The following is a 23,173-nucleotide window of genomic DNA, read 5'->3' on the forward strand; positions in this document are numbered from 1 at the left end:
GGCAGGTCGAAGCTGAACACGCTGATCTGGCTGTCGACGGCGCAGTCGGACAGCACGATGTGGCCGTCGCCGCGCAGCAGCTTGACGTTGGGGTACGGCGCCGGGCCGGGGTAGTTGAAGTCCTCGACCGCCACCGGCGCGGCCGAGTTGTCCGCCGGAGTGCCGTCGGCGGAGGCCAGTGCGGTGGCGCCGAGCGTGGCGGCCACGGCGACCGCACCGCCAACGAGCAAGCGGGACAAGCGCTTTGCCATGCCTAATCCTTTTCGTTCATCTGGTGTTGCCCTGACGGGCGGATCTGCGGAATCGGGTGACCGGCTGAATGGTGGGCGAACCAACCGGCAATGACGAGACGTCATTGCCGGTGGAAGTAGCCGAAGTTGCCGCATCGGTGCCCTCGGTGCCGCGGCCGGAATCCGGGCCATCGAACCAGATGGGCTGGCGGCTCGACAAGCACTTTCTAGGCTCTGGCCAGGCAGAATGTCATGCTTTCCCAGTGGTTGGGTGCCTATCGGTGATGCGGTTGTATTTGCTTGGCTTTGCCCTTTGACAGGTGTTTCATTGGCTGCTTTTCGAGCAACTTTCTGACTTCGTGAACGTTCTGTCGTACCGTCATCTGACGTAGGCTCCGCTGCGGCCGTGAATCCGGCCGATGCCGACAGTGGAGGTTTTCTGATGCACCATTCGATATCCCGGTCACGGGGGCGGGGGAGGGGAAGGCCGCCGCTGCTGGGCAGGCTCTCCCTGGGCCTGCTGCCGCTGGCTCTGACGGCGGGGCTGGTGGGATCGGGCATCTCGACGGCTTCGGCCGCCGAGCCGACCGACGCTCAGCTCCAGCGGAGCGCCCGCGACATCACGGTCGAGGCCTGGCTCAACGGTGGCCCCCGCGTCCACGAGCTCGCGGAAGCCGTGCTGGCGGGCTCGGACCAGGACGTGAAGCGGTTCGTCGACAACGACCTCGCCGGCGCCCAGCGTCTTGACGACCTGCTCGCCGCCACGCAGATCTCCAGTGTGGGTGGGCCGAAGGTCCGCGAAGCTGCGGACAAGGCCATCGGCGGCACCGCCGGCGAGCTGCGCGCCTTCCTGCAGAGCGGTTGGCAGGAGGCTCTCAACGCCGACCGGCGGCTGTGGATCACCCGGCTCACCGACCCCGCGATGGGCGCGGGCAGCAACCTGCAGGCCGCCGGCGACGCCGCGTTGCGCAGCAACAGCAGCGACGACCTGCAGCGGTTCCTGACCGAGGGGCAGTTCCCGGCGAAGGACTCGGACGACCGGCTCAAGCTGGTGCAGATCCTCAGCGCGGGTGGCACGAACACCCAGGCGGCGGCACGCGCCGCGCTGAACGGGTCGATCGAGGACGTGCGCGACTTCCTCGCGACCGGCCAGTACGTCGCCCAGAACCGTGACATGGAGCGCGCGAGCATCGCGCTTCTGGTGCAGCAGGCGAAGGACGCGGGCGCGCAGGCGGCCCAGGAGGCCGCCGCGGCCATCGAGGCCAAGGACAAGGCGGTCCACGAGGCGCAGGAGGCCATGAAGGCCGCCGCTCTGGCCGCGTCCGAGACCCAGCAGGCCGGCAACGACGCGGCCAGGGCCACGGAGGCGGCGAACAAGGCGGCGACGGCCGCCGAGCGTGCGGGCAAGGCGGCGAACACGGCGCTGGCGGCCGCGCGTGCGGCCAACGCGGGCGCACGCGCCGCGGCTTACGCGGCGTCGAACGCGGCGGCCGCGGCGTCCGGTGCCCAGCGGGCCGCCGCCGCCGCGCGGAACTCCGCGGCCGCGGCGGCCGGTGACGCGACGAAGGCGCACGACGCACGGGTCGCGGCGGACGCCGCCGACGCGGCCGCGAAGCTGGTGGACGCCGCCAAGGACACGCTCGTCCACGCGGACAAGGCCCTCAGCGACAGCCAGACCGCGGCGGGCGCCGCGCTGAGCGCGAAGGGCAACGCCGATTCCGCGGCGGGTTCGGCCGAGCAGGCCGGTGCCTACGCGGCCAGCGCCGGCGGTCAGTCGGCCAAGGCCAAGCAGGCCGCGGCGGCTACGCGCCGTTCGGCCGCAGAGGCCGGCCGTGCCGCCGCCGCCGCGCAGCAGCTGGCCGGGGAGGCCGCGACGCAGTCGCAGGCGGCCGCGGCGCTCCTGAAGTCCGCGGGCGAACACGCCGCCGCCGCGGCGCAGGCCGCCCGGGACGCCGCCGACCACGCCGGCCAGAGCGCGAACGCCGCGCAGGAGTCCACCGACCACGCGAACGCCGCCTCCGGTTTCGCCGCGGACGCCCAGACCGCGGTCGACAGGGCCAACGCGGTCCAGGACCTGGCACGCCGCATCGAGGCCGAGGACCTGACCAACCGCACCGCGGTGGCCGTGGAGAAGGCCCGGCAGGCCAAGGCCGACGAGACGGCGAAGCAGGCCCAGACCGACCAGGCCGCCCGGGACGTCCAGAAGGCCCGGGCCGAGGCCGAGCGGCTCGCCCAGCTGGCCAACCAGCCCGGCGCCACCCCGACGCAGGTCGCCACCGACGGCCGCAAGCTCGCCATGGTCTCCCGCAAGATCTCCGCTTCCTGGGGGAACTCGGCGGCCGTCGACGCCCTGTCCGGTGACGACGCCGCCGTGTTCGCCTACGTGAAGACCGGGCGACGGGAGGCCGAGGAGCGCGACGCCCGCGACAGTGTCACCGCGATCCACAAGAACTCCGACAGCGAGGCGGTCCGCACCGCGGCCTACACCGCGCTGCAGGGCAACGCCGCCCAGCTCGCCACCTTCCTGACCAGCGGTCAGTACGAGGCCGTCGCGCCGGAGAACCGGCTGACGATCACTCGCCTCAGCGACAAGGCCGGCCCCGCCGTCAAGGCCGCCGCCGACGCCGCGCTGCGGGTCAACACCCCCACCGCGCTGCGGGACTTCCTCGGCAAGGGCCTGTCGGACGCGCAGGCCGCCGACGACCGTCTGACCGCCACCCGGCTGGAGGACGCCCCGGCCACCGAGCCCGAGCTCAAGGCCGCGGCGAAGATCGCCCTCGAAGGCCCTGTGCAGGACCTGCGCGCCTTCGTGGCCCAGGGCCAGTACACCGCGCAGCAGAAGGACCGGCTCGCCGCACTGCACGTCGCCGACATCAAGGGCCTGATCGCCCAGGCGACCGCCGCCGCCGCGACCGCCCAGAAGAACGCGGCCACGGCCCAGGCCGCCGCCGCCATCGCCCGCAACGCCTCCAACGAGGCCAACGGCTACGCCGCCCAGGCCCAGGCCTCGGCCAACACCGCCGCCGAGCACGTCGCCAAGGCCCAGGCCGCCGCCGACGCCGCCGCGGCCGACGCCGCCAGGGCGGCGGCCTCCGCGAAGACGGCCAACGCGGCCAAGGCCTCCGCCAACCGCGACGCCGCGAGCGCCGTCCACTCCGCCAACAGGGCCGAGCAGTCGGCCCGGCAGGCCCGGTCGGCCGCGACCGACGCCTACAGCTCCGCTGCCGATGCCCGGGCCTCCGCGGAGGCGGCCGGCAAGGACGCGACGGCTGCCCAGGCCGCCGCCGACGACGCCCGCGCCAACTACCAGGGCAAGTTCGACGCCGAGCAGAAGGCCGAGGCCGTCAGGCTGGAGGCGGAGCGCCAGGACGCCGCGGCGCAGGCGCAGGCCACCAAGGAGAAGCAGGACTCGATCGCGGGGATCGAGGAGGAGATCAAGAAGGCGAAGGAGGACAACGAGACCTCCAACTCCATCTACCGTCTCGTCTCCGAGACCATCCACCTCACCCTCGACGTGATCGGCGGCGTGGGTGGCGTCTTCGCCCCCGGCCTCGCCGACATCGCCGACCTCGTCAACTGCGCCTACTACGCAGTCGAAGGCCGTACCACCGAGGCGGTCGAATCCTGCATCGGGGCGATCCCCTTCATCGGTGACGGCGCCGCGGTCGCCAAACTCGCCAAGTGGGCCAAGAAGTTCGGCTCCTGGGGAGAGAAGGCCGTCGAGTTCATCCAGAAGCTCGTCAGGCGGGTCCCTCCGGCCTGCAAGCTGAACAGCTTCCCGGCCGGCACCGGCGTCCTGATGGGCGACAGCTCCACCCGCGCGATCGAGAGGGTCAAGATCGGCGACGAGGTCCTCGCCACCGACCCCACCACCGGACAGACCGGCCCCCGCCGGGTCTCGGCCACCATCTACACCCCGGACGACCGGGACTTCACCGACATCTCACTCGGCGCCGGACGCTCCCTGACCAGCACCGACCACCACCCCTTCTGGGCCGAGAACCGGAAGACCTGGATCGACGCCGTCGACCTCGAGACCGGTGACGAACTGCGCGACCCGGCAGGGCAGCCCCGGCGTATCGAGAGCGTCCGGCACTGGAACACCCTCCAGGGCGCCTACAACCTCACCGTCGACGAGATCCACACGTACTACGTGGTCGCGGGTGACACGTCGGTGCTGGTTCACAACACCGATGGGCCGCCATGTCTGAAGGTCTCCGCCAGCGAGGTCGACGATCTCTTTCACCGTGCCACCTACGACTCGAGTCACGAGCAGTTCCTGGATCATTTCAAGAGGCACGGAGAGCCGCTCGGCTGGTCGCAGCAGCAGTACTTCGACGCGGCCAAGGCGTTGGCTGAGCGTATGAGGAAGCCGGGCCCGAAGCCGGGGTGGGACGCCCATCTCAAGGATGTCGCGAACCATGAGGACAAGCTCAAGGGGATTGAGTATTCTAACGCTTCGGGTGAGTACTTGCTCATCACGAGGGACGGCAAAGTCATCTCGTACCATCCCCCTAAGCCCGCTGCGCCTACTGGCTGACGGTCGCGAGGATTCATGAAACTGGGCTTCACGGATGCCTACACCCTCTGGCGCGGCCATCCGTTCCCTCCGTACGGCTCGACACGGGAGTTGACACGACTTCGCGCCGATCTCGGCACGGCCTACGAGTACGTGATGGTGGTCCACGCTTACATGAGGACCGGCAGGTTCAGCCCGTCGGCTGCGGATGTCCTGGCGGAACTCGACGACGCCATCGCCCGCGCTGACGCCTTGTGCGCGGAATACTCGGGAGAGGACCTGGCGATCGCGCGGGAGATGCGCGCCTACGCGGCGCTGCTGGCAGTCGTCTATCGGGGCTTCCTCGCAGCAGGTGAATCCACCTAAAGGTGGTTTCGTAGAACGCAAAAGACGCCCGGCCGGGGTTTCCCGGCCGGGCGTTCTGCGTTGTCGGTGGTTACAGGCGGCTGAGGTGCTCGGCGAGGGTGCGGGCGTGGGTGGCGGCGGTGGGGCCGCGGGTGGGGTCGGGGGCTTCGGAGAGGAAGACCAGGGCGAGCATCAGGGCGGCGTCGAGGCGGCAGGCGAGGAGGGTGGGGTCGTCCTCGGGGGGGACGGGGGCGAGGGTGGCGTAGCCGGTGCGGAGGGCGGGGAGGTCGAGGTCGTTCTCGGGGTAGCGGGCGTATTCGGCGAGGCGGCCGAACTCGAGGGCGGGGGTGCCGAGGAGGGCGTTGGACCAGTCCAGGAGGGCGGTGGTGCGGCCCTGGTGGCGGCGGATGTTGGAGCTGCGGACGTCGAGGTGGAGGAGGCTGGTCCCGGTGAGGGGGGAGAGGTGCCGGGCGAGCAGGTCGGGGGCCGGGGGCTCGGGCCAGTCGGCGACGAGGCGGGCGAGTTCGGCCCAGCGGCGGCCTATCCGGGTGGTGAGGACCTCGGCGGTGGTGCCGCCCTCGGCGGCGACGGGGTGCAGTGGCGGCGGGGGTCCCTGGTGGAGCCGGGCGAGGAGCCGGCCGAGGGCGTGGGAGTCGAGCGGGGTGCCGTCGTCGGGGACGTAGTCGGAGAGCAGCACGTCGGGGGAGTCGGGGTCGTCGGCGAGGACGAGTTCCCGGGCGCGGGCGACGGGCAGGCCGTGTTCGGCCAGGTGCCGGGCGATGGCGTGCTCCTGGACGAGCAGGGCGCGGGTGTCCACGTGCGGGTCGTTGGCGTTGGAGTCGAAGCGGTGGTGCGAGAGCCGTACGGCGACCGGTTCGCCGTCCCGGGCCCGGGCCCGGAAGACGGTGAACTCCAGTCCCTTGCCGACGAGTTCCAGGCCGCTCAGGCCCCACTGTCCGGCCAGTCGGTCCAGTACGGCGAAACGCTCACTCATGGTGCATCCTCGGTGGTCTTGCGACGGTCGGTCACCCTGCTGTCCCTCAGCAGGGCGTAGGCGATCGGCAGGCAGGTCAGCAGGGTGACCACGCCGCCGAGGGCGAAGGCGGTGCGCGGCCCGGCCGAGGCGCTCACCCGGCCGAAGACCAGCGCGCCGAGGGGCATGGTGCCCCAGGCGAAGAGCCGGTAGACGCCGGTGGCCCGGCCGAGCATCCGGTCCGGGATGATCGTCTGGCGCAGGGAGACGGCGACGACGTTCCAGACCATCAGGGCGAAGCCGGTGACGCCGTAGGCGACGGCGACCACGGGGACCCGGTCGGTGGCGGCCACCGCCAGGCCGGCGGCGCCCATCAGGGCCAGGTTGCCGACCAGCGCGGGGACCCGGCCGACGGCCTTGCTGAGCCGGCCGGCGACCGCGCCGCCGATCACGCCGCCGACCGCCCCGGCGGCCAGCAGCGCCCCGTACGCGGCGTCCGGGAGTTCCAGCACCTCGCGGACCAGGATCACGAAGACGGCGATCTGGCCCAGGTAGACGGCGTTGATGACCCCGGCGGAGACGGTCAGGGCGCGCAGCAGCGGATCGCGGAGGACGAAGGCGACTCCCTCGCGGATGTCGGCCAGCAGGCGGGGTTTCCCGGCGCCCGGCCCGGGTTCGGCGGCAGGCCCGGATTCAGGCTCGGATTCAGGCCCGGACTCGGGTACCGGCCCGCGCACGCCGCGCAGCAGCAGCGCGGAGGCCAGGAAGGAGACCGCGTCGATCACCAGCGGGACGGCCCGGCCGACCGTGAACAGCACGCCGCCGACGACCTGCCCGAGCAGGTCGCGCCCGACGGTCTGGACGGCGAAGAGCCGGCCGTTCGCCGACTCCAGCCGGTCCTTGGGCACGACGCTCGGCAACAGTGCGAAGGACGCGCAGTCGAACAGCACCTCGCCGACGCCCAGCAGGAACGCGGAGGTGAGCAGCGGCCAGAAGGTCAGCCGGTCGGCGGCGAGCAGCAGGACGGTGAGGACCAGCACCGCGGCGCGCAGCAGGTCGGCGAGGACCATCAGCAGCCGCCGCTCGAAGCGGTCGGCGTACGCCCCGGCGGGCAGGGCGAACAGCAGCCAGGGCACCGTGGTCGCGGCGGTGACGGCGGACACCTGGAAGGCGTCGTCCAGCACCGCGGTGGACAGCAGCGGCAGCGCGGCGAAGCGCATGCCGTCGCCGACCGCGGAGGAGGCGGCGGCGCCGAGGACCCGGTGGTAGCCGGAGGAGGGGCGGACGGCGGTGTCGGTGCTCACCCGCGCGGCTCCGCGGCGGGGTTCCCGGCCGAGAAGACGGCGCAGCGCAGTTCGCTGGTGTACCGCCGGCCGTCCACGTCCAGCCAGCGCTGGTCGGGGGCGGGCAGCATCTCGGAGACCTCCAGGGTGCCCTCGGCGCGGGCGGCCAGCCGGCCCAGCTGCCGGACCAGCAGCGGGGACTCCCAGTCGACGTAGACCGGCTTGGGCTCGCCGGGGACCTTGACGAAGACGTGCCGGGGCAGCCGGTGCTCGGCGCGCAGCCGGCAGGCGGCGACGAACAGCGCGGCGTCGTCCCGGCCGGTCTGGCGGCCGAAGGCGGCGGTGTCGCGCAGCCGGGCGGCGGGGATGCGCCAGGTCTCGCGCTGCAGCACGACGCGGCCGCAGCGGATGCGCGGGATGTGCGCCAGGTCGGGGGCGTCCAGTCCGGCGCCGCCGAAGTGGCGGGGGAAGGCGAACGGGGAGAGCGGGTCCTGCCGGATGCTCGGGCCGCCGGCCGGGGGCGCCATCAGGCGCAGCCGGCCCTCGACGCCGTGGGCGCGCAGCTCCAGCCGGCCGTCGCGCAGCACCAGGTAGAGCTGGGAGGGCTGCAGCACCCGGTCGCGGGACTGCGCGGAGCGGCCGTAGACCTCCAGGTCGTGGCAGGGGTAGACGAGTTGGGTGGAGGACTTGTCGGGGTGGCCGCGGGACAGGTTGGCGAGCACCTCGTCGTCGGCGAGCAGGGACTGGTAGCCGCGGTACACCTCGGAGAGCAGTTCGGGGGTGTGCTCCTGGATCAGCGGGCCGAAGCTGGTGTGGGTGATGACCTCCCGCACCGCGTGGCAGTCGCCGATGACGGCGGTGAACCGGCCCTCGGCCAGGTCCTCCCGGCTCCGCGCGGCGAACAGGATGTCCGGGTCGCAGACGGCCGGCGGGCTGCTCGGCTGGGCGGCGAGGACGGCGGCCATCCGCTCCCGGTCGACCACGACCTCGGAGCGGTCCGGGTCGGTGGCGGCCTCGCCGAGCAGGGCGGCGCCGATCTCCCGGTCCAGTTCGGCGAGTTCGGCCTCGACGGCGAGGCACTCGCGGGCGATGGCGTCGCGGTCGCGGAAGAACTCGGCGTAGAGGACGTCCAGCGGGATCTCCACCCCGGGGCCGAACCGGTCGGCCACCCACCGGGTGAGGATGACCAGTTCGCGCCGCATCCGCAGGCGCGGGCCGGCCAGCACGGTCTCGTACACGATGGACAGTTCGTCGGTGATGAAGCGGGCGAGGTCCGGGCCGACGGTCAGGTCGGCGGGGCGGCCGCGGGCCTCCTCGAACAGGATGCTGCGGTCGGCGTAGTGCAGGCCGCTGTTGCGGTTGGCGGGGCCGCCGGTCAGCTGCTCGAACCGGGCCTTGCTCTCGGCGAGCGCGGCCGCGCGTTCGGGCAGCGGCAGGGCGGCGAAGCGGGTCAGGTCGGCCTCGAAGCCGTCGATCGCGGTGAGCAGCGGGTCGGCCAGCGGGGCGGGGGCGGCGAGCAGTTGCTCGCGCAGGGCGGCCAGCGGCCGGTGGTCGCCGATCGGGATCTCGAACTCGACGACCACCCATTCGCGCTCGGCGAGTCCGGCGAGCACCTCGTCGAAGGGGAGGGGGCAGCGCTGCTCGTCCTGCCAGGCCTGCCGCAGTTCGCTCAGGGTGCGTTCGCCGTCGCAGTGCTGCCACAGCCAGGCCTCGTACGGTTCGACCGGGCGCCCGCCGAGGTGCTGGAAGTCCCAGTCGGTGTCCAGGCCGTCGCGGGTGGTGAAGGCGTAGAGGTCGATCCGGCCGTCGCGCAGGAAGGACAGCGGGCGGCGCCGGGGGCGGGCGTGGTCGAGCAGGCCGGGGACGGCGGCGGCGCTCTGGGCGAGCTTCTCCGCGGCCCAGTGGCTGAACAGCGCGCGCCGTTCCAGCTCCCGCTCGCCGGACCAGGTGATGCCGGGGGCGGTGCCGACCCGGCCGGGGGTGAACGGGCCGAAGTGCGAGTGGGTCTCGTTCTTGGTGGTGACCCGCTGGAGGTACATGGTGAGCAGGTCGGTCATCTTGCGGGTGCGCCGCCCGGTCGCGCCGTCGTGGGCGTCGAGCCAGGCGGCGAAGGTGGGGTAGGCGGAGTCGTTGGAGAGCAGCAGGACCTGCCGCAGCCGCTCGTCGCCGAAGGCCTCGACGACGGCGGCCCCGGCCCGGTCGAGGCGCTCCTGGTGCCGGGCGGCGAACCGGGTCTGCTCCTCGGCGAAGTGCCGGGCGGCGTCCTGGTAGGCGCGCAGGACGGCGGCCTCCTCGGCGGGCACGGCGGCGGCCGCGGCGGCCAGCTCGGGCTCGGGGACGGGCAGCAGGAACCCGGCGGGGGAGGACAGCCGGGCGGCGCCGGGCACCGGGTGGCGGCGCAGGGCGGCCTTGAACGCGTCGGCCAGCTCCTTCAGCCGCTGCCCGTGGGCGACGAGCTCCCGGGCCTCCTCGGCGGCGGCCGGGTCGGCCAGGGGCGCGAGCAGCTCCATCGGGAAGCCGGCCTGGCGGAGCACGACGACCGGCGCGAGCTGCCAGGGGACGCGCACCCCGGGCTCGGCGGCGGTCCGGGGATCGTTGACGGTGGTCACGGCCTCACCTGGGGGATCGAGTGGACGGGCGGACGGCGGTCGTGCAGGGCGTCCAGGACGGCGAGCGGGTCGGCGGGGAGCGCGGGCAGCAGGCCGGGGCTCGGCGCCCAGGGCTTGACCCGTACCCCGTGGTAGTCGGACCCGGCGGTGGCGACCAGGCCGAGCCGCCCGGCCGCCTCGGCGAGCCGGGCGCTGTCGGCCGGGGTGTGCCAGCTGGTCCACACCTCCAGTCCGGCCAGGCCGGCCGCGCGCAGCGGCGCCAGCAGTTCGGCGCACCGCGGGGCGTCCAGGCCGGCGGTGTGCGGGCCGGGGTGGGCGAGGACGGCGACGCCGCCCGCCCGCTCGATCCAGGACAGCACGTCCACCAGGTCGGGGTTGACGGGGTGTTCGACGTGCAGCGGCCGGCCCGGGCGGCACCAGTCGGCGATGAGGCGGGCGAACCGGTCGTCGCCGTCGGCGTACGGGGCGAACCGGGGGTCGTCCCCGGCGGCCTCCAGCAGCAGGGCCAGGTAGTCGTTGACGTAGGCCACCCGGTCGCCGCCGAGGCGCCGTTCGACGTCGGCCCGGGCGATCGGCACGCCGAGGGCCTGCGCCCGGTCGGTCCAGGTGCGCCACCAGGCGAGTTCGGCGTCGTGGAGGCGTCCGATCCGCTGCCGGAACGCCTCGTCGCCGGGGTCGACGAAGTAGGCGAGGCAGTGGGTCTCCTCGCCGCGCCAGGTGGTGGTGATCTCGCAGGCCGGGACGACGGTGAGGCGCCCGGCGGCGGCCCGTTCGAAGGCGGCGACGCCCGCGAGGGTGTTGTGGTCCGTCACGGCGGCGACCCGCAGCCCGGCCTCGACGCACCGCCTCGCCAGGTCGGCCGGCGCCTCGTCCCCGTCCGAGTGCCGGGTGTGCAGGTGCAGGTCGACCGGGGTGGCCAGGGTCGCGGGCGCCCCCCGCATCAGCGGGACCTCCACGCCGACCGGAATCCCCGCGCCGACCGGAATCCCCGCGCCGACCGGAATCCCCGCGCCGACCGGAATCCCCGCGCCGGCCGGGCCCCGCGCGCCGGCAGGCTCCTCCGCATCAGCGGGCCCCGGGCAGGGTGCGCCGCCAGGAGGCGGCCAGCCAGCGCTCGTACTCGGGGCCGGACGGCTCGTCCACGACCAGGCAGAGCGGCTCGATGATCCGCCCCGCGCCGCCGGCCAGGCCGCCGTGCAGCATGGTCAGGTTGTGGCCGAGCAGCAGGTCGCAGTGCTCGCCCGGGGCGAGCACCTCCCAGCGGCGGCGGAACCGCGCCCAGGTCAGGCCGGTGGCCATGAGCAGCTGGTGGCAGAAGAGCCGGGCCGCCTCGCCCCGGCACTCGCCGCAGGCGCACTCGCGGGCCAGCGGTACGGCGGCGGGGTAGCGCCGCCGCTCCTCCTTGGTCAGGTCCGCCTCGCTGTGGTGGAAGGACAGGCCGTGCCAGAACGTCTCCTCCAGCCCGAGCATGGCGCCCACCGACGGGTAGGCGCAGCCGTGTTGGGGCTGGCGCTCCAGGCCGCGGCGCAGGTTGCCGCCGAGCCAGCGGGCCGCGCCGGCCACCGGGTCGTCGCCCCGGTCGATGCCGCGCCGCTCCAGTACCTCGTCGATCACGCCGAGCCAGTCGTAGTACGTGGTGACGCTCAGCCCCTCGCCGACCTCGGGCAGGAAGATGCCCTGGTACATCTTGTGCGCGGCGGTGGTGGTGTACCCGGAGTCGCCGTAGGTGCGCTGGGCCGGGTCCCAGTCGGGGGCGTCCTGGAGGCTGGGCGTCAGGTACGAGCAGTGCTGGCCGTCGTGGTGGGGCAGCAGGGTCCGGGTGGTGTAGCCCTCGGGGACGTAGGTCTGCTGCGCCTTGTCGACCTCCAGCCGCATCCGGGCGGGGGCGCCGCGGGCGATCAGCGCGGTGCGGACGCGCTCGACGATGCCGGTGGACAGCCGGCGGCTCTCCTCGACCCCGAGCCGCAGCCGGCCGATCCGGAAGACGGCGTAGCCGGTCCGGTGGATGACCTCGACGGCTCCGGCGGCGAGGGCGTCCAGCGCCCGCTCGCGCTCGGCGGGGGCCCCGGAGACCAGCGGGGTACAGTCGAACTGCGCTTCGTGGGGCGTGAATCTCACCGGTGCTCCCGGGGTGCGGAGGGGGTGCCGGGGGCCCAGGGCGCGAGTTCGGCCGGGGCGACCTCGGTGCGGAACAGGAACTCGAAGAGCAGCCGGGCGGCGATCTGCGCGGTGCCGCCGGACGGGTCGTAGCGGGGCGCGATCTCGGCGATGTCGACGGCGCCGACGGGCAGCGCCCGCAGCTCCTCGTAGACGTCGAGGAGGTCGCCGATGCCGATGCCGCCCATGGTGACGTGCCCGGTGCCGGTCGCCGCGGCGCTGTCGAGCACGTCGATGTCGAGGGAGACGTAGACGGTGTCGCAGCGCGAGCCGAGCTCCTCGATGACGGGGCGCAGGGCCGCGGCGGCGCCGTCCCGGGTGATCAGGGAGCCGGGGACGACGTGGAAGCCGCTGTCCAGCAGGCCGCGGAACTGGTCGTACTTGGTCACGTCCCCGACCCCGACGAAGGCGATGTCCTCCGGGCGCATCTGCGGGATCTCGCTGATCCGGCGGGAGTTGGAGCCGTGGTAGAGCGGCCCGTGCAGGGTGCTCCAGTTGCCGAAGTCGAAGTGGTGGTCGATGTTGATGAACCCCACCCGGCCGGCGCCGCGGTCCAGCCGGCCGGCGCGGAAGCCGGCGAAGGTGGGGAAGGTGCAGGAGTGGTCGCCGTTGAGGAAGATCAGCCGCGGGGCGTTCTGGCTGAGCCGGCGGCTCTCGGCGGCGACGGCCTGGAAGGTCTTGACGGTGTCCGTCGGGTAGATGTGGAGGTCTCCGGCGTCCGCGACGCGGGGCGCGTGGTAGCGGAAGGTCTGCCCGGTGCGGGTGTCCAGCATCCGCCACTGGCCGAGGCTGGTGAGGTAGCTGGAGAAGACCAGGCTGGCCTGGCGGACCGCCCGCGGCCCCTCGGCGGCGCCGGGCCGGGAGCTGGCGGTGGCGTCGTAGGGCACGCCGGACACCACCCAGCCCGTCTCGCCCACGTCCACCTGGTCGGCGGTGGTGGTGGGGGCGCCGAAGAGGGTGCCGACGCCGGCCCAGCCGGGCAGCGGGTCCTGCTCGAAGTCCTCCGGCTTGACGCTGGTGCGGAGGGCCTCGAAGTCGGGGAGCTCGGTCATGTCAGTTCTCCTGCGCGGCGGGCGTGACGGACAGGCCGGGGACGGCGGGGGCCGGGGCGGCGGGCAGCGGGTCGCGGATGATGGCGTGCGCCGCGGCGATCTTCTCCTGGAACAGGTCCCAGCTGTCCTCGGGGGACAGGTGCCGGGGCCGGTAGACGACCGGGGCGTCCTCCCGCCAGTCCGCGAAGTCCCAGTTGAAGATGCGCTCGCGCAGCCTGGGGAAGTCCGGGGTGAGCGGGTACGGGACGAAGTTGTAGAGGTTGAAGAGCCACAGCGCCGATTCGTTCTCCCGCATCCAGCTGACGGTCTGGCCGTGCGCGGCCTCCGTCTCCTCGTCCAGGCCGCCCATCATGTTGAGGACGATCTTCAGCCCGGCGTCGCTGAGTTGACGGATCTTCGAAGTGTAGTCGTCCAGGCCGCGGGAGAGCTTGTTGAGGCGCTTGAGCATCTGCGAGTCGGCCGACTCGAAGCCGAGCTCCACGGCGACGACGCCGAGTTCGAGCATGGCCTCGACGATCCACTCCTTCACCTGCATCACGTGGGTCTGCACGATGAAGCGGTAGCCGGGGCGGTCGCGGAAGACGTCCAGCAGGTTGCCGACGGCCTCGCGGGACTGGCCGAAGGTCTTGTCGCCGATGTAGAAGAGCCGGGTGTCGGGGAACCGGCTGGTCAGCTCGTCGACCTCCTGGGCGAGCGCGTCCTTGGCGACCAGGGTGAGCTGCTTGCTCCAGGCGTCGCCGCAGAACGAGCACTGGTACAGGCAGCCGTGGCTGGCGTTGAGCCGCAGCAGCGGGACCCGGCCCTGGTAGCCGCCGAGGTGGCGGTAGTCCGGCGCCCAGGTGATCCGGTCGGACACCAGCCCGGGCAGCAGCGGCTTCTCCAGGCTGCCGCCGGACCCGGAGGCGAGTTCGACGAGCCGGCGCACGAAGGTGGCGTCGAGCTGGCCGCGGTGCACGGCGTGCACGGCGCCGTCGGGGGCGAGCGGGGCCATGTTGCCGCCGAGGACGACGCGCCGGCCGGCGTGCTCCAGCCGCTTGGCCACCTCCAGCGCGAGCCGGAGGTTCTGGGCGAGCGGGGACATCAGGACCAGGTCGCCGGGGGCGGTCGCCTCCAGCAGCGGCTCGGCGCAGTGCTCCGGCTCGGCCGGGGTCCTGGACAGGTCGCGGAAGACGGAGTCCAGGCCCGCGGTGTTCAGCAGGGCGGTCAGGTGGGCGACCCAGAGCGGCATCTCCCACAGGCCGTCGGTCGGGATGAAGTACTCGGGCAGCATGGCCCGGAAGCGCCGGTCGTAGTCGTCGTAGTAGCGGGCGAGGTTCGGGTCGGGGTCGTGGCTGGAGGGGAAGGGCAACTGGACGATGCAGCTCTTGGTCATGGCGGTGCCTTCGGTCGGTGAGGGCGTGGGGTCCTCGACGTGGAGCACTCAGTGGGGACGGCGCGAGAAGACCGCACAGCGCAGCTCGCTGGTGTGACGTTCTCCGTCGATGTCGAGCCAGAGGTGCTCCGGGGCGGGGAGCATTTCGCTGAACTCCAGAGCGGCGGCCGTCTTCCGGGCGAGCCGGAAGACCTGCCGGACGATGAGGGGGGATTCCCAGTCGACGTAGACCGGTTTCGGCTCGCCGGGGATCTTCAGGAAGCCGCGGCGCGGCAGGCCGAGTTCGCGGCGCAGCCGGCGGGCGGCGGCGAACTCCGGGGCGTCGCCCTTGGAGCGGTGGACGCCGGGGCTCCAGCCGCGCAGGGCCTCGGCGGGGACGCGCCAGCGCTCCCGGTGCAGCACGATCCGGCCGCAGCGGATGCGGGGCACGTGGTCGCGGTCCCGGTCGCGGACGCCGACGCCGCCGAAGTGGCGGGGGAAGGCGAACGGGGAGAGCGGGTCCTGGCGGATGCTGGGGCCGCCCGCCAGCGGGGCGAGCAGCTTGAGCCGGCCGGCCAGGCCGTGGGCGCGCAGCTCCAGCCGGTCGGCGGTGGCCACCAGGTACAGCGCGCCGGGCTGGAGGACGTCGCCGCGGGCCTTCGGGGAGAGCCCGTACACCTCCAGGTCCGGGCAGGGGTAGGTGAGTTGGGCGCCGGTCTTGTCGGGGTGCGAGCGGGAGAGGTCGACCAGCACCTCGTCCTCGTCGAGCAGCCCCCGGTAGCGGTCGTGGACCGCGTCGAGGAGTTCGGGCGCCTCGGCCTGGAGCATCGAGGCGAAGCTGGAGTGGGTGAGCGCCTCGCGGACGGCGTGGCAGTCCCCGACGACGGCGAGGAAGTCGCCGCGGCCGATCGCGGCGGCGTCCGGCGCGGCGAGCATGACGTCCGGGTTGCACAGCGCGGGCGGGGTGTCGGGGTGGCGGGCGAGCAGCTCCTCCAGTCGGGCCCGGTCGACGACGCTCTCGGAGCGGCCGTCCTCGGCGCCGTCCAGCAGCAGGTCGACGACCTCCCGGTCGAGCGCCGCGATCTCCCGGTCCACCTCCTCGCACTCGGCGGCGAGCAGCGGCTTGTCGGCGAAGAAGGCGGCGTAGAAGTCCGGCAGCGGTACGGGCGTGCCGGTGCCGAAGCGCCGTGCCGTCCAGCGGTGCAGGATGTCCAGTTCGCGGCGGACGCGCAGCCGGGGGACGAGCAGCGTCAGGTCGTAGACCACGGACAGCTCGCGGCCGATCAGGGCGGCGACGTCGGGGCCGAGGACGACGTCCCTGACCGGGCTGTACGCCTCCTCGTAGAGGATGCTCCGGTCCGCGTAGTGCCGGCCCTCGGAGCGGTTGGCGGCGGAGCCGGTGACCTCCTCGAAGGCCTGCTTGAGCTCGCCGAGCAGGGCCGCGCGCCGCTCCGTCGGGCCCTCCGCGAAGCGGCGCAGACCGTCCTGGAAGCGGCGCACCACGGCGAGGTCGGGGGAGTCGTCGGCGAGCTGTCCGGCGAGTTCGCGCAGCACGTCGGTGGCGCCGATCGGGATCTCCCGGCGGCCGATCAGCCAGTCCTGGTCGACGAGTTCGGCGAGCACCCGGTCGAAGTCGCGGTCGGCCGGGCGGTCCGGGCGGTCGGCCCAGGCGGCGCGCAGCCAGGCCACCGTGCGCTCGCCGTCGCAGTGCTCCCAGAGCCAGGACCGGTCGGCGTCGAAGGTGTCGGCCTTCACCGCGACGAAGCGCCAGCCGTCCGGCATGCCGGTGGTGCTCTCGAACGCGTACAGCCGGACGACGGGGCCCTCGGCGAAGGCGAGGGGCCGCCGGCGGGGGCGCACCGTCTCGAAGGCCTCCGGCCGGGCGCTGAAGACCTCGGCCATCGCCTCGCCCGCCCAGTGGCTGAGCAGGGCGATCCGGCGCAGCGGGCCGGTGGACCAGCCGACGCCGGGGGCGGCGCCCTCCGGTGCGGTCCGGGCGACGGCGAGGGGGCCGAAGTGCGAGTGGGTCTCGTTCTTGGTGGTGACCCGCTGGAGGTACATGGCGAGCAGGTCGGTCATCCGCTTGACGTGGCCGTCCGACCCGGCGCCGCCGGAGGCGAGCCAGGCGGTGAACTCCTCGAAGCGGGCGTCGTTGGACAGCAGCAGGACCTGCTGGAGGGAGGGTTCGCGGAACAGGTCCACGACGGTCCGGCGGGCGTCGGCGAGGGCGGCGCCGTGCTCCCGCTCGAAGGCCTCCCAGTGGCCGTCCAGGGCCTGCACCGCGTCCTGGTAGCGCTTGGCCGAGTCCAGGGCGGCCGGGCCGAGTTCGGCTTCGAGCCGGGCGAGGTCGGCGGGCGGGAAGGGGCGGAGCATGCCGACGCCGGAGGCGAGGTCGCCCCGGGTACCGGCCCGCTCGGCGCGAAGGTCGGCCTTCAACCGCCGCCCCAGCTCGACGGCTTCGTCCCGCAGGTCGAGGACGGCGTCGGCGGCCCGGGCGGTCGAGGGGGCGACGACGCGGTCCAGCAGCGAGAGCGGGTAGCCCGCGTGGCGCAGCATCGCGACCGGGGCGAGGGACCACCCCGGGCCGCCGTCCGCCCCGGTGGCCGGGGTGCGGTCGCCTCCCGTCGGAGGTCGCGCGCCGTCCGGACGCGGCTTCGGCTCGTCCATGATCGCCCCCTTGTGGCTGACTTGATCACGACAGTTCGTGACCATAACAACGTGTCGAGGGGGCGTTCAATAACGATGTGGTCAACGCACGGATTTCCGGCCGAGATTGACCGGTCGTCAGCCGAAATCCGTGGTGGTGCTCCAGGGCCCGACGATTGGGATGGCTGCAAACGGCCTGTTTCGACCCGAACGTGACGCTCGCTCGGGGGCCGGGCTCTGCCGGCTCAGGAGGCGGTACGGGCGTACGCGGTCAGCCAGTCGAGGTCGCGGTGCCCGGCGCCGTAGCGCTGCCGCTCGTTGACGACGCGGACGTCGGCCCCGGTGAAGCCGGCCGCCTCCAGCAGGCCGCGGACCCGGTCGGCGGTCTGGTAGCGGAAGAAGCGGGCGGCGTCGGCGCTGAAGGACTCGACGAACTCCTCCTCGCCCTCCCCCTCCTTGAAGCTGACGAACAGCGCCCCGCCGGGCCGCAGCACCCGGTGGAACTCGGCCAGCGCGGCCGCCACGTGCTCGTCCCTGAGGTGCAGCAGCGTCGCCTGGGACCAGACGCCCGCGAAGGAGGCGTCGGGGAGGTCCAGCGCGCACACGTCCATGCGCCGGAAGTCCAGCCCGGGGTGGAGCTCCCGGGCCCGGGCGACGAAGGGCTCGCTCAGGTCGACGCCGGTCACCGCCACGCCCCTGGCCGCCAGCAGGGCCGTGTCGCGGCCGAAGGCGCACCCGGCGTCCAGGACCGGCCCGGCCGGATCGGGGAGCATCCCGGTGAAGAGGTCGAGCTCCTCGTCCGGGACCATGCCCTTGGTGGCGGACTCGTACTTGTCGGCGCTGTGCTCGTAGGCGGCGATGGTGCGTGAGAGGTAGTCAAGCATGCCTGAAACCTACCCTCGTGGGGGTCGGAGCGGGCCGGAAGGGGGCGCCCCGGACGGGACGCCCCCTTCCGGGGCCGGTCAGGACCGCGCGGCGAGCAGCGCGGCCAGGCCGTCCAGCCCCCGGTCGACGGTGGCCGGGTCGACCTGGCTGACGGAGAGCCGCAGTTGGTGCTCCCCGCCCGTCCCCGGGTAGAAGTGCGACATCGGCGTCCAGATCACCCCGTACTCCGAGGCGGAGCGCTCCAGCAGCGCGTCGTCCACCACGCACGGCACCGTGAGCACCAGGAAGAACCCGCCGCGCGGCTCGTTCCAGGTCACCCCGCAGCCGGGCGGGAAGCGCCGGGCCAGGCCCTCCAGCACCAGCGCGAGGTTGCGCCGGTAGAGCGCGGCCACCTCGGTGTTGGCGGCCCGCAGGCTGTGGCCGTGCTCCAGCAGCGCGCCGCCGATCACGGCCTGGGCGATCGGCGAGGTGTTCACCGTGGTCATGCTCTTGATCATGCCGAGCAGGTCGGCGAACAGCCCGGTGCCGCCCTGCCCGTCCGCCACCAGCTGGTCCGCCACCACGTACCCGACCCGGGCGCCCGGCAGGGCCGTCTTGGCGAAGGAGCCGAGGTGGACCACCCGCCGGTCGGTGTCCAGCGCCTTGAGCGAGGGCAGCCGCTCCTCGCCGGCGAACACGCAGTACGGGTTGTCCTCCAGCAGCAGGAAGTCCTCCTCGGAGGCCAGCGCCAGCAGCTCCCGGCGCAGCTCCAGCGGCAGGCTGGCCCCGCTCGGGTTGGCCACGTCCGGCACCAGGTAGAGCGCCCGCGGGCGCAGCCCCTCGGCCCGGGCGGCGGCCAGTTGGCGGCGCAGGTCGGCGAGGTCCACGCCGTCCGGGCCGTCGGCGACCGCCCGCACCGGCAGGTCGGCCAGCAGCGCCGCGCCGGTCAGCCCCACGTAGGTGGGGGAGACGGCCAGCACCACGTCCTCGGGGCCGCGGCGCAGCGCCCGCAGCACCAGGAACATCGCCTCCTGGCAGCCCACCGTCACCACGATCGACTCGGCGGGCACCTCGATGCCCTCGTCGGTGGCGAGGTGGGTGGCGATCAGCTCGTGGATGATCCCCTTGGTCCGCCCGTACTGGAGCACCTGCCGGCGGGCCGCCTCCTCCGTCAGCCCGCGCTCGGTGCGCAGGTGGTCGACGTAGCGGTCCAGGTGGCGGTGGACGGCGTCCAGCTCGAAGAACTGCTCGGCCGGGCGGCCGGCCGCGAAGGAGACCGCCTCCGGGTAGCGGATGGAGATCTCGTTGAGCAGGTTCATCGAGGTCATCGCCGGGTCGGCGAGGGAGGTGTGCAGGCCCGCGAGCAGCAGGTCGTGCGGTGCGGCGATGGTGGTCACGGGGTGCTCCAGACGGGGCAGGGCAGGGTGGTGGTGCGCAGTTCGGCGGCGGCCCGCGGGTCGGCGCAGCCCGCGAGGCCGAGCGCGTGCCGCAGCTCGGTGGCGAGCAGGTCGAGGACCTCGGTGCAGCCCGCCTCGCCGCCGGCCGCCAGGCCCCAGATCAGCGGGCGCCCGAGCAGGACCCCGGTGGCGCCGAGGGCCAGCGCGGTGAGCACGTCCGAGCCGCCGCGCACCCCGCTGTCCAGCAGCACCTGGCAGTCCTCGCCGGCCAGCGCCTCGGCGACCTCCGGCAGCATCGTCACGGCGGGCACGGCCCGGTCGAGCTGGCGGCCGCCGTGGTTGGAGACCACCACGGCCGCGGCGCCGATCCCGGCGGCCCGCCGGGCGTCGGCCGGGTCGAGCACGCCCTTGACCACCAGCGGCAGGTCGGTCTCGCCGCGCAGCCACTCGAGGTCGGCCCAGGTGACGCCGGGGGAGAGCAGCTCCGCGGTGTGCGCGGCCACCGCCGAGACGGCGGCGGTCGACTCGTGCGCCCGCCCGGCGGCGCCGCCCTCCAGCAGCGCCGCGCGGACGTCCGACGGCAGGGCGAAGGCGTTCCTGGCGTCGCGCAGCCGGCGGCCCATGTACGGCACGTCGGCGGTGACCACCAGGGCCTCGCTGCCGGCCTCCTCGGCCGCCCTGACCAGGTCGAGCAGCCGGCCGCGGTCGCGCAGCCAGTACAGCTGGAACCAGAGCGTGGCGCCGGTCTTCGCGAGCTCCTCGAAGCCGACGCTGCTGAGCGTGCCGACGGTGAACGGCACGCCCGCGGCGGCCGCGGCGCGGGCCGAGGCCAGCTCGCCCTCGGGGTGGAACAGCCGGTGGTAGGCGACGGGTGCCACCGCCACCGGCAGGGCCGCCCGGCTGCGCACCAGGGTGGCGGCGGTGTCCCGGGTGCTGACGTCGGTCAGCACCCGGGGCACCAGGGCCACCCGGTCGAAGGCGGCCCGGTTGGCGGCGAGCGTCAACTCGCGCTCGGCACCGCCCTCCAGCCACTCCCAGACCTCGGGCGCGAGCACGGCCCGGGCCCGGTCGGCGTACTCCGCGACGGACAGCGCCGGGCGCCCGCCGGCCGGGCCGGTCGGTGGTTCGTTGCGGACGGACGCGCTCATCCGGCCACTTCGCTGGCGTTGCGCTGGAGCTCCACGGCCTCGTAGAGGGCGCGGATGTTGTTGCTGCCGAAGTTGCGGGCCCGGATGCGCTCGATCACCTCGAAGAAGAAGGTGTTCCGCGGGTGCTGGGAGCGGGTGAAGATCTGGAACAGCTGGCCGTCGTGGTCCTGGTCGACCAGCAGGTTCAGCTCGCGCAGCTGCTCGAAGGAGTGCCGCAGCGGCGTCAGGCGGCCGGGCAGCGCGTCGTAGTAGGTCTGCGGGGTGCGCAGGAACGGCACGCCGCGCTCGGCCATGGTGGAGACGGAGTGCACCGCGTCCTCGGCGGCGAAGGCGACGTGCTGCACCCCGGCGCCGCCGTGGCCGGCCAGGAAGGAGGCGATCTGGCCGCCCGCGTCCGCGGTGAGCGGCTCGATCAGGGTGAGGGTGACGCTGTGGTCGGCGCTCTGCACGACCGCCGAGTCCATGCCGAGCGCGCCGACCTCGACCCGCTCCTCGAAGATCGTCCGGAAGCCGAAGACCTCGCGGTAGCGGTGCTCGGTCTTGCGCAGCTCGCCGAACGGCACCAGAACGGCGAAGTGGTCGACGGTCCGCAGGCCGACCTGGCCCTCGCCGGTCAGCGGGGCCGGGTCGGGCAGGCCGGGGATGCGGCCGGCCGGGACCTCGGGGCCGCGCTCGATCAGGGTGTGCACCACCTCGCCGAAGGCGTCGACGACCGCGGTGACGCAGCCGTCCGCGGCCTTCGGCTCGCCCAGCGCGGCGGCGCCGCGGGCGGTCAGGGTGCGGTACGCGTCGGTGGCGTCCGGCACCCGCAGGCCGAGGGCGCCGACGCCGTCGCCGTGCCGGGCCAGGTAGCCGGTGGCCGGGTGGCCGGCGGCCAGCGGCTGGGTGAGCAGCAGCCGGATGGAGGCCTGGCCGACCAGCGCGGACAGGCAGCGCTCGGCGGCCTCGCCGCGCTCGGTCGGCGGGACGAGCAGCTCGAAGCCGTACTCCGTGGTCAGCCGGGTGGTCTCGGCGCCCAGGTCGGCCACGTAGAACTCGACGTGGTCCAGCTCGACGGGGATCGGGGTGACGGTGGGAGAGGAACGGTCGGTCATCAGAGGAGCTCTCTCGTGAGGAGGACGGGAGGTGCTGAGGGACGATCGGGTGGAGCGGGCGTACGGGTGCGTGCGCGGGTACGTGTGCGGCGGCGCCGGATCAGGTGGGCTGGAGGTCCTTGGCGTCCTCGGGCTCGGCCGGGCCGTCGCCCTCGCCCTCGCCTTCGTCCGTGTCCGCGTCCGCGTCCGGGCCCTCGGGCTCCGGCGGCTCGGTCGGGGCCTCCGGCTTGCCGATCAGGTGGGCGGACGCGAGCAGCGCGCCGACCACCATCACGCCGAGCACCACCCGGAAGTCCAGGGCGGCCACCAGGCCGGAGCCGACGCCGACGGCCAGCGCCTGCGGCGCGGTGAGCGAGAGGTTGACGGCCGCCTGGGCGCGCCCCATCAGCTGCGGCGGGGTGGAGGCCTGGGCGGCGGTGGCGAGGCCGACCATGGCGGCCGGGATGCCCGCGCCCGCGATCACCAGGCCGGCCGACACCACGTACAGCGACGGGGCCAGCAGCAGGACGGTCCCGAGGCCGAACACCGCCGAGCCCGCCATGACCGTCCGGCGCGGCCCGAGCCTGCCGATCAGCAGGCCGCCGACCACCGAGCCGGCCAGCGCGCCGACGGCCTCGGTGGTCTCCAGCACGCCGAGGAACTGCGGCGAGCGGTGCAGCCCGTGCTGGGTCAGCGCGAACAGCACCGGCTGCAGCAGGCTCAGCACGAAGCCGGAGGCGGCGGTGGCCGCGACCAGCGGCCGCAGCCCGACCGAACCGCGCAGGTGGACGAAGCCGGCCAGCACCTCGGTGCGCCACCGCAGGCCCGAGGGCTCCGGCTTGACCTCCTCCACCCGCAGGGTGAGGAAGCTCAGCGCGGCCAGCAGCAGCACGACGAGGTCGGCCACCGCCACCACGTGCCCGCCGAACCAGCCGTAGAGGCCCGAGCCGAGCAGCGGCGCCACCAGCGTGGTGCCGGCCCGGGCGCTCTGGGTCAACCCGGCCGCCGCGCCGAAGTCCTGACGCTCCGTCAGGATGCTGCGCAGCAGCGCGCTCTGCGCCGGGGCCAGGACGGCCCCGGCCAGACCGCAGACCGTGGCGGTGCAGTAGATGATCCAGACCGTGTCCCGGCCGTCGACCAGCAGCAGCGGCAGCAGCGAGAGGGCCACCGCCAGGTTGACCCCGACCAGCAGCGGCTTGCGCCGGACCCGGTCGGCGAGCAGGCCGCCGAGCGGGAGCAGCAGCAGGGGCGCGGAGAAGCAGAACAGCACCAGACCGGCGGCGGAGTTGCTGCCGGTCAGCACCTTGGCCCAGATGCCGAGGGCGATGGAGAGGGCGCTGTCACCGAGGACGGACAGGGTCTGCCCGGCCAGGTAGCGCCGGAACTCCGGGCGGACCAACAGCGGGTGCATGGCGGTTCCTTCGCTGCGCCGACGGCGCTTCGGGGTGTGCAGGGGTGTGCGGTGGTGCCGTGGTGCTCGGTGGTGCGGTGGTGCTCGGTGGTGCGGTGCTGCTGTGCGGTGCGGT

15 protein-coding genes and 1 pseudogene are annotated in these 23,173 nt (G+C 73.9%); 2 read left to right on the forward strand and 14 right to left on the reverse strand.

Annotated features, from left to right (window positions below):
- Positions 1 to 251, reverse strand: a pseudogene (locus tag ACWDD9_RS17780) (hypothetical protein); the annotation flags it as partial.
- Positions 252 to 672: 421 nt separating this feature from the next.
- On the opposite strand from ACWDD9_RS17780, the gene ACWDD9_RS17785 reads away from it, so the two are divergent.
- Together ACWDD9_RS17785 and ACWDD9_RS17790 are read left to right on the forward strand one after the other, a co-directional pair.
- Positions 673 to 4,770: a polymorphic toxin-type HINT domain-containing protein gene (locus ACWDD9_RS17785; protein ID WP_449811992.1), complete on the forward strand. Its 4,098-nt coding sequence runs from the start codon at positions 673 to 675 to the stop codon at positions 4,768 to 4,770.
- A gap of 15 nt (positions 4,771 to 4,785) precedes the next feature.
- Positions 4,786 to 5,115 (forward strand): hypothetical protein, encoded by a 330-nt coding sequence (locus tag ACWDD9_RS17790; RefSeq protein ID WP_117490473.1) that lies wholly within the window; start codon positions 4,786 to 4,788, stop codon positions 5,113 to 5,115.
- A gap of 70 nt (positions 5,116 to 5,185) precedes the next feature.
- Here the strand turns inward: ACWDD9_RS17790 and ACWDD9_RS17795 are convergent, their stop codons facing one another.
- From ACWDD9_RS17795 to ACWDD9_RS17855, 13 genes are all read right to left on the reverse strand, one after another.
- Positions 5,186 to 6,088, reverse strand: coding sequence for a phosphotransferase family protein (locus ACWDD9_RS17795; RefSeq protein WP_449811993.1), 903 nt, complete (start codon positions 6,086 to 6,088; stop codon positions 5,186 to 5,188).
- On the reverse strand, positions 6,085 to 7,371 hold the full coding sequence (locus tag ACWDD9_RS17800; protein WP_449811994.1) for an MFS transporter: 1,287 nt from the start codon (positions 7,369 to 7,371) through the stop codon (positions 6,085 to 6,087). The genes ACWDD9_RS17795 and ACWDD9_RS17800 overlap by 4 nt, the downstream gene beginning before the upstream one ends.
- Positions 7,368 to 9,959 (reverse strand): lantibiotic dehydratase, encoded by a 2,592-nt coding sequence (locus ACWDD9_RS17805; RefSeq protein ID WP_449811995.1) that lies wholly within the window; start codon positions 9,957 to 9,959, stop codon positions 7,368 to 7,370. The genes ACWDD9_RS17800 and ACWDD9_RS17805 overlap by 4 nt, the downstream gene beginning before the upstream one ends.
- Positions 9,956 to 10,900 (reverse strand): PHP domain-containing protein, encoded by a 945-nt coding sequence (locus ACWDD9_RS17810; RefSeq protein ID WP_449811996.1) that lies wholly within the window; start codon positions 10,898 to 10,900, stop codon positions 9,956 to 9,958. The genes ACWDD9_RS17805 and ACWDD9_RS17810 overlap by 4 nt, the downstream gene beginning before the upstream one ends.
- Positions 10,901 to 11,024: 124 nt before the next feature.
- On the reverse strand, positions 11,025 to 12,077 hold the full coding sequence (locus tag ACWDD9_RS17815) for a hypothetical protein (protein ID WP_449811997.1): 1,053 nt from the start codon (positions 12,075 to 12,077) through the stop codon (positions 11,025 to 11,027).
- Complete coding sequence (locus ACWDD9_RS17820; RefSeq protein ID WP_449811998.1) at positions 12,074 to 13,168, reverse strand: arginase family protein; 1,095 nt, start codon at positions 13,166 to 13,168, stop codon at positions 12,074 to 12,076. Before ACWDD9_RS17820 ends, ACWDD9_RS17815 begins: the two co-directional genes overlap by 4 nt.
- A 1-nt stretch (position 13,169) precedes the next feature.
- Positions 13,170 to 14,540, reverse strand: a complete 1,371-nt coding sequence (locus tag ACWDD9_RS17825) for a B12-binding domain-containing radical SAM protein (RefSeq protein WP_049649751.1) — start codon at positions 14,538 to 14,540, stop codon at positions 13,170 to 13,172.
- A 48-nt stretch (positions 14,541 to 14,588) separates the two neighbouring features.
- Positions 14,589 to 17,186, reverse strand: a complete 2,598-nt coding sequence (locus ACWDD9_RS17830) for a lantibiotic dehydratase (RefSeq protein ID WP_449811999.1) — start codon at positions 17,184 to 17,186, stop codon at positions 14,589 to 14,591.
- Positions 17,187 to 17,410: 224 nt separating this feature from the next.
- Entirely contained in the window at positions 17,411 to 18,049 is a 639-nt protein-coding gene (locus ACWDD9_RS17835; RefSeq protein WP_117490517.1) for a class I SAM-dependent methyltransferase, read from the reverse strand.
- A gap of 78 nt (positions 18,050 to 18,127) precedes the next feature.
- Complete coding sequence (locus ACWDD9_RS17840) at positions 18,128 to 19,357, reverse strand: aminotransferase-like domain-containing protein (protein ID WP_082345225.1); 1,230 nt, start codon at positions 19,355 to 19,357, stop codon at positions 18,128 to 18,130.
- A gap of 65 nt (positions 19,358 to 19,422) precedes the next feature.
- Positions 19,423 to 20,574: an alpha-hydroxy acid oxidase gene (locus tag ACWDD9_RS17845; protein WP_375876915.1), complete on the reverse strand. Its 1,152-nt coding sequence runs from the start codon at positions 20,572 to 20,574 to the stop codon at positions 19,423 to 19,425.
- Positions 20,571 to 21,668, reverse strand: a complete 1,098-nt coding sequence (gene hppD / locus ACWDD9_RS17850; RefSeq protein ID WP_049649755.1) for a 4-hydroxyphenylpyruvate dioxygenase — start codon at positions 21,666 to 21,668, stop codon at positions 20,571 to 20,573. The genes ACWDD9_RS17845 and hppD overlap by 4 nt, the downstream gene beginning before the upstream one ends.
- 100 nt (positions 21,669 to 21,768) lie before the next feature.
- Positions 21,769 to 23,058: an MFS transporter gene (locus tag ACWDD9_RS17855; protein ID WP_449812000.1), complete on the reverse strand. Its 1,290-nt coding sequence runs from the start codon at positions 23,056 to 23,058 to the stop codon at positions 21,769 to 21,771.
- Positions 23,059 to 23,173 lie beyond the last annotated feature (115 nt).

It is taken from the genome of Kitasatospora sp. NPDC001119 (assembly GCF_053598475.1).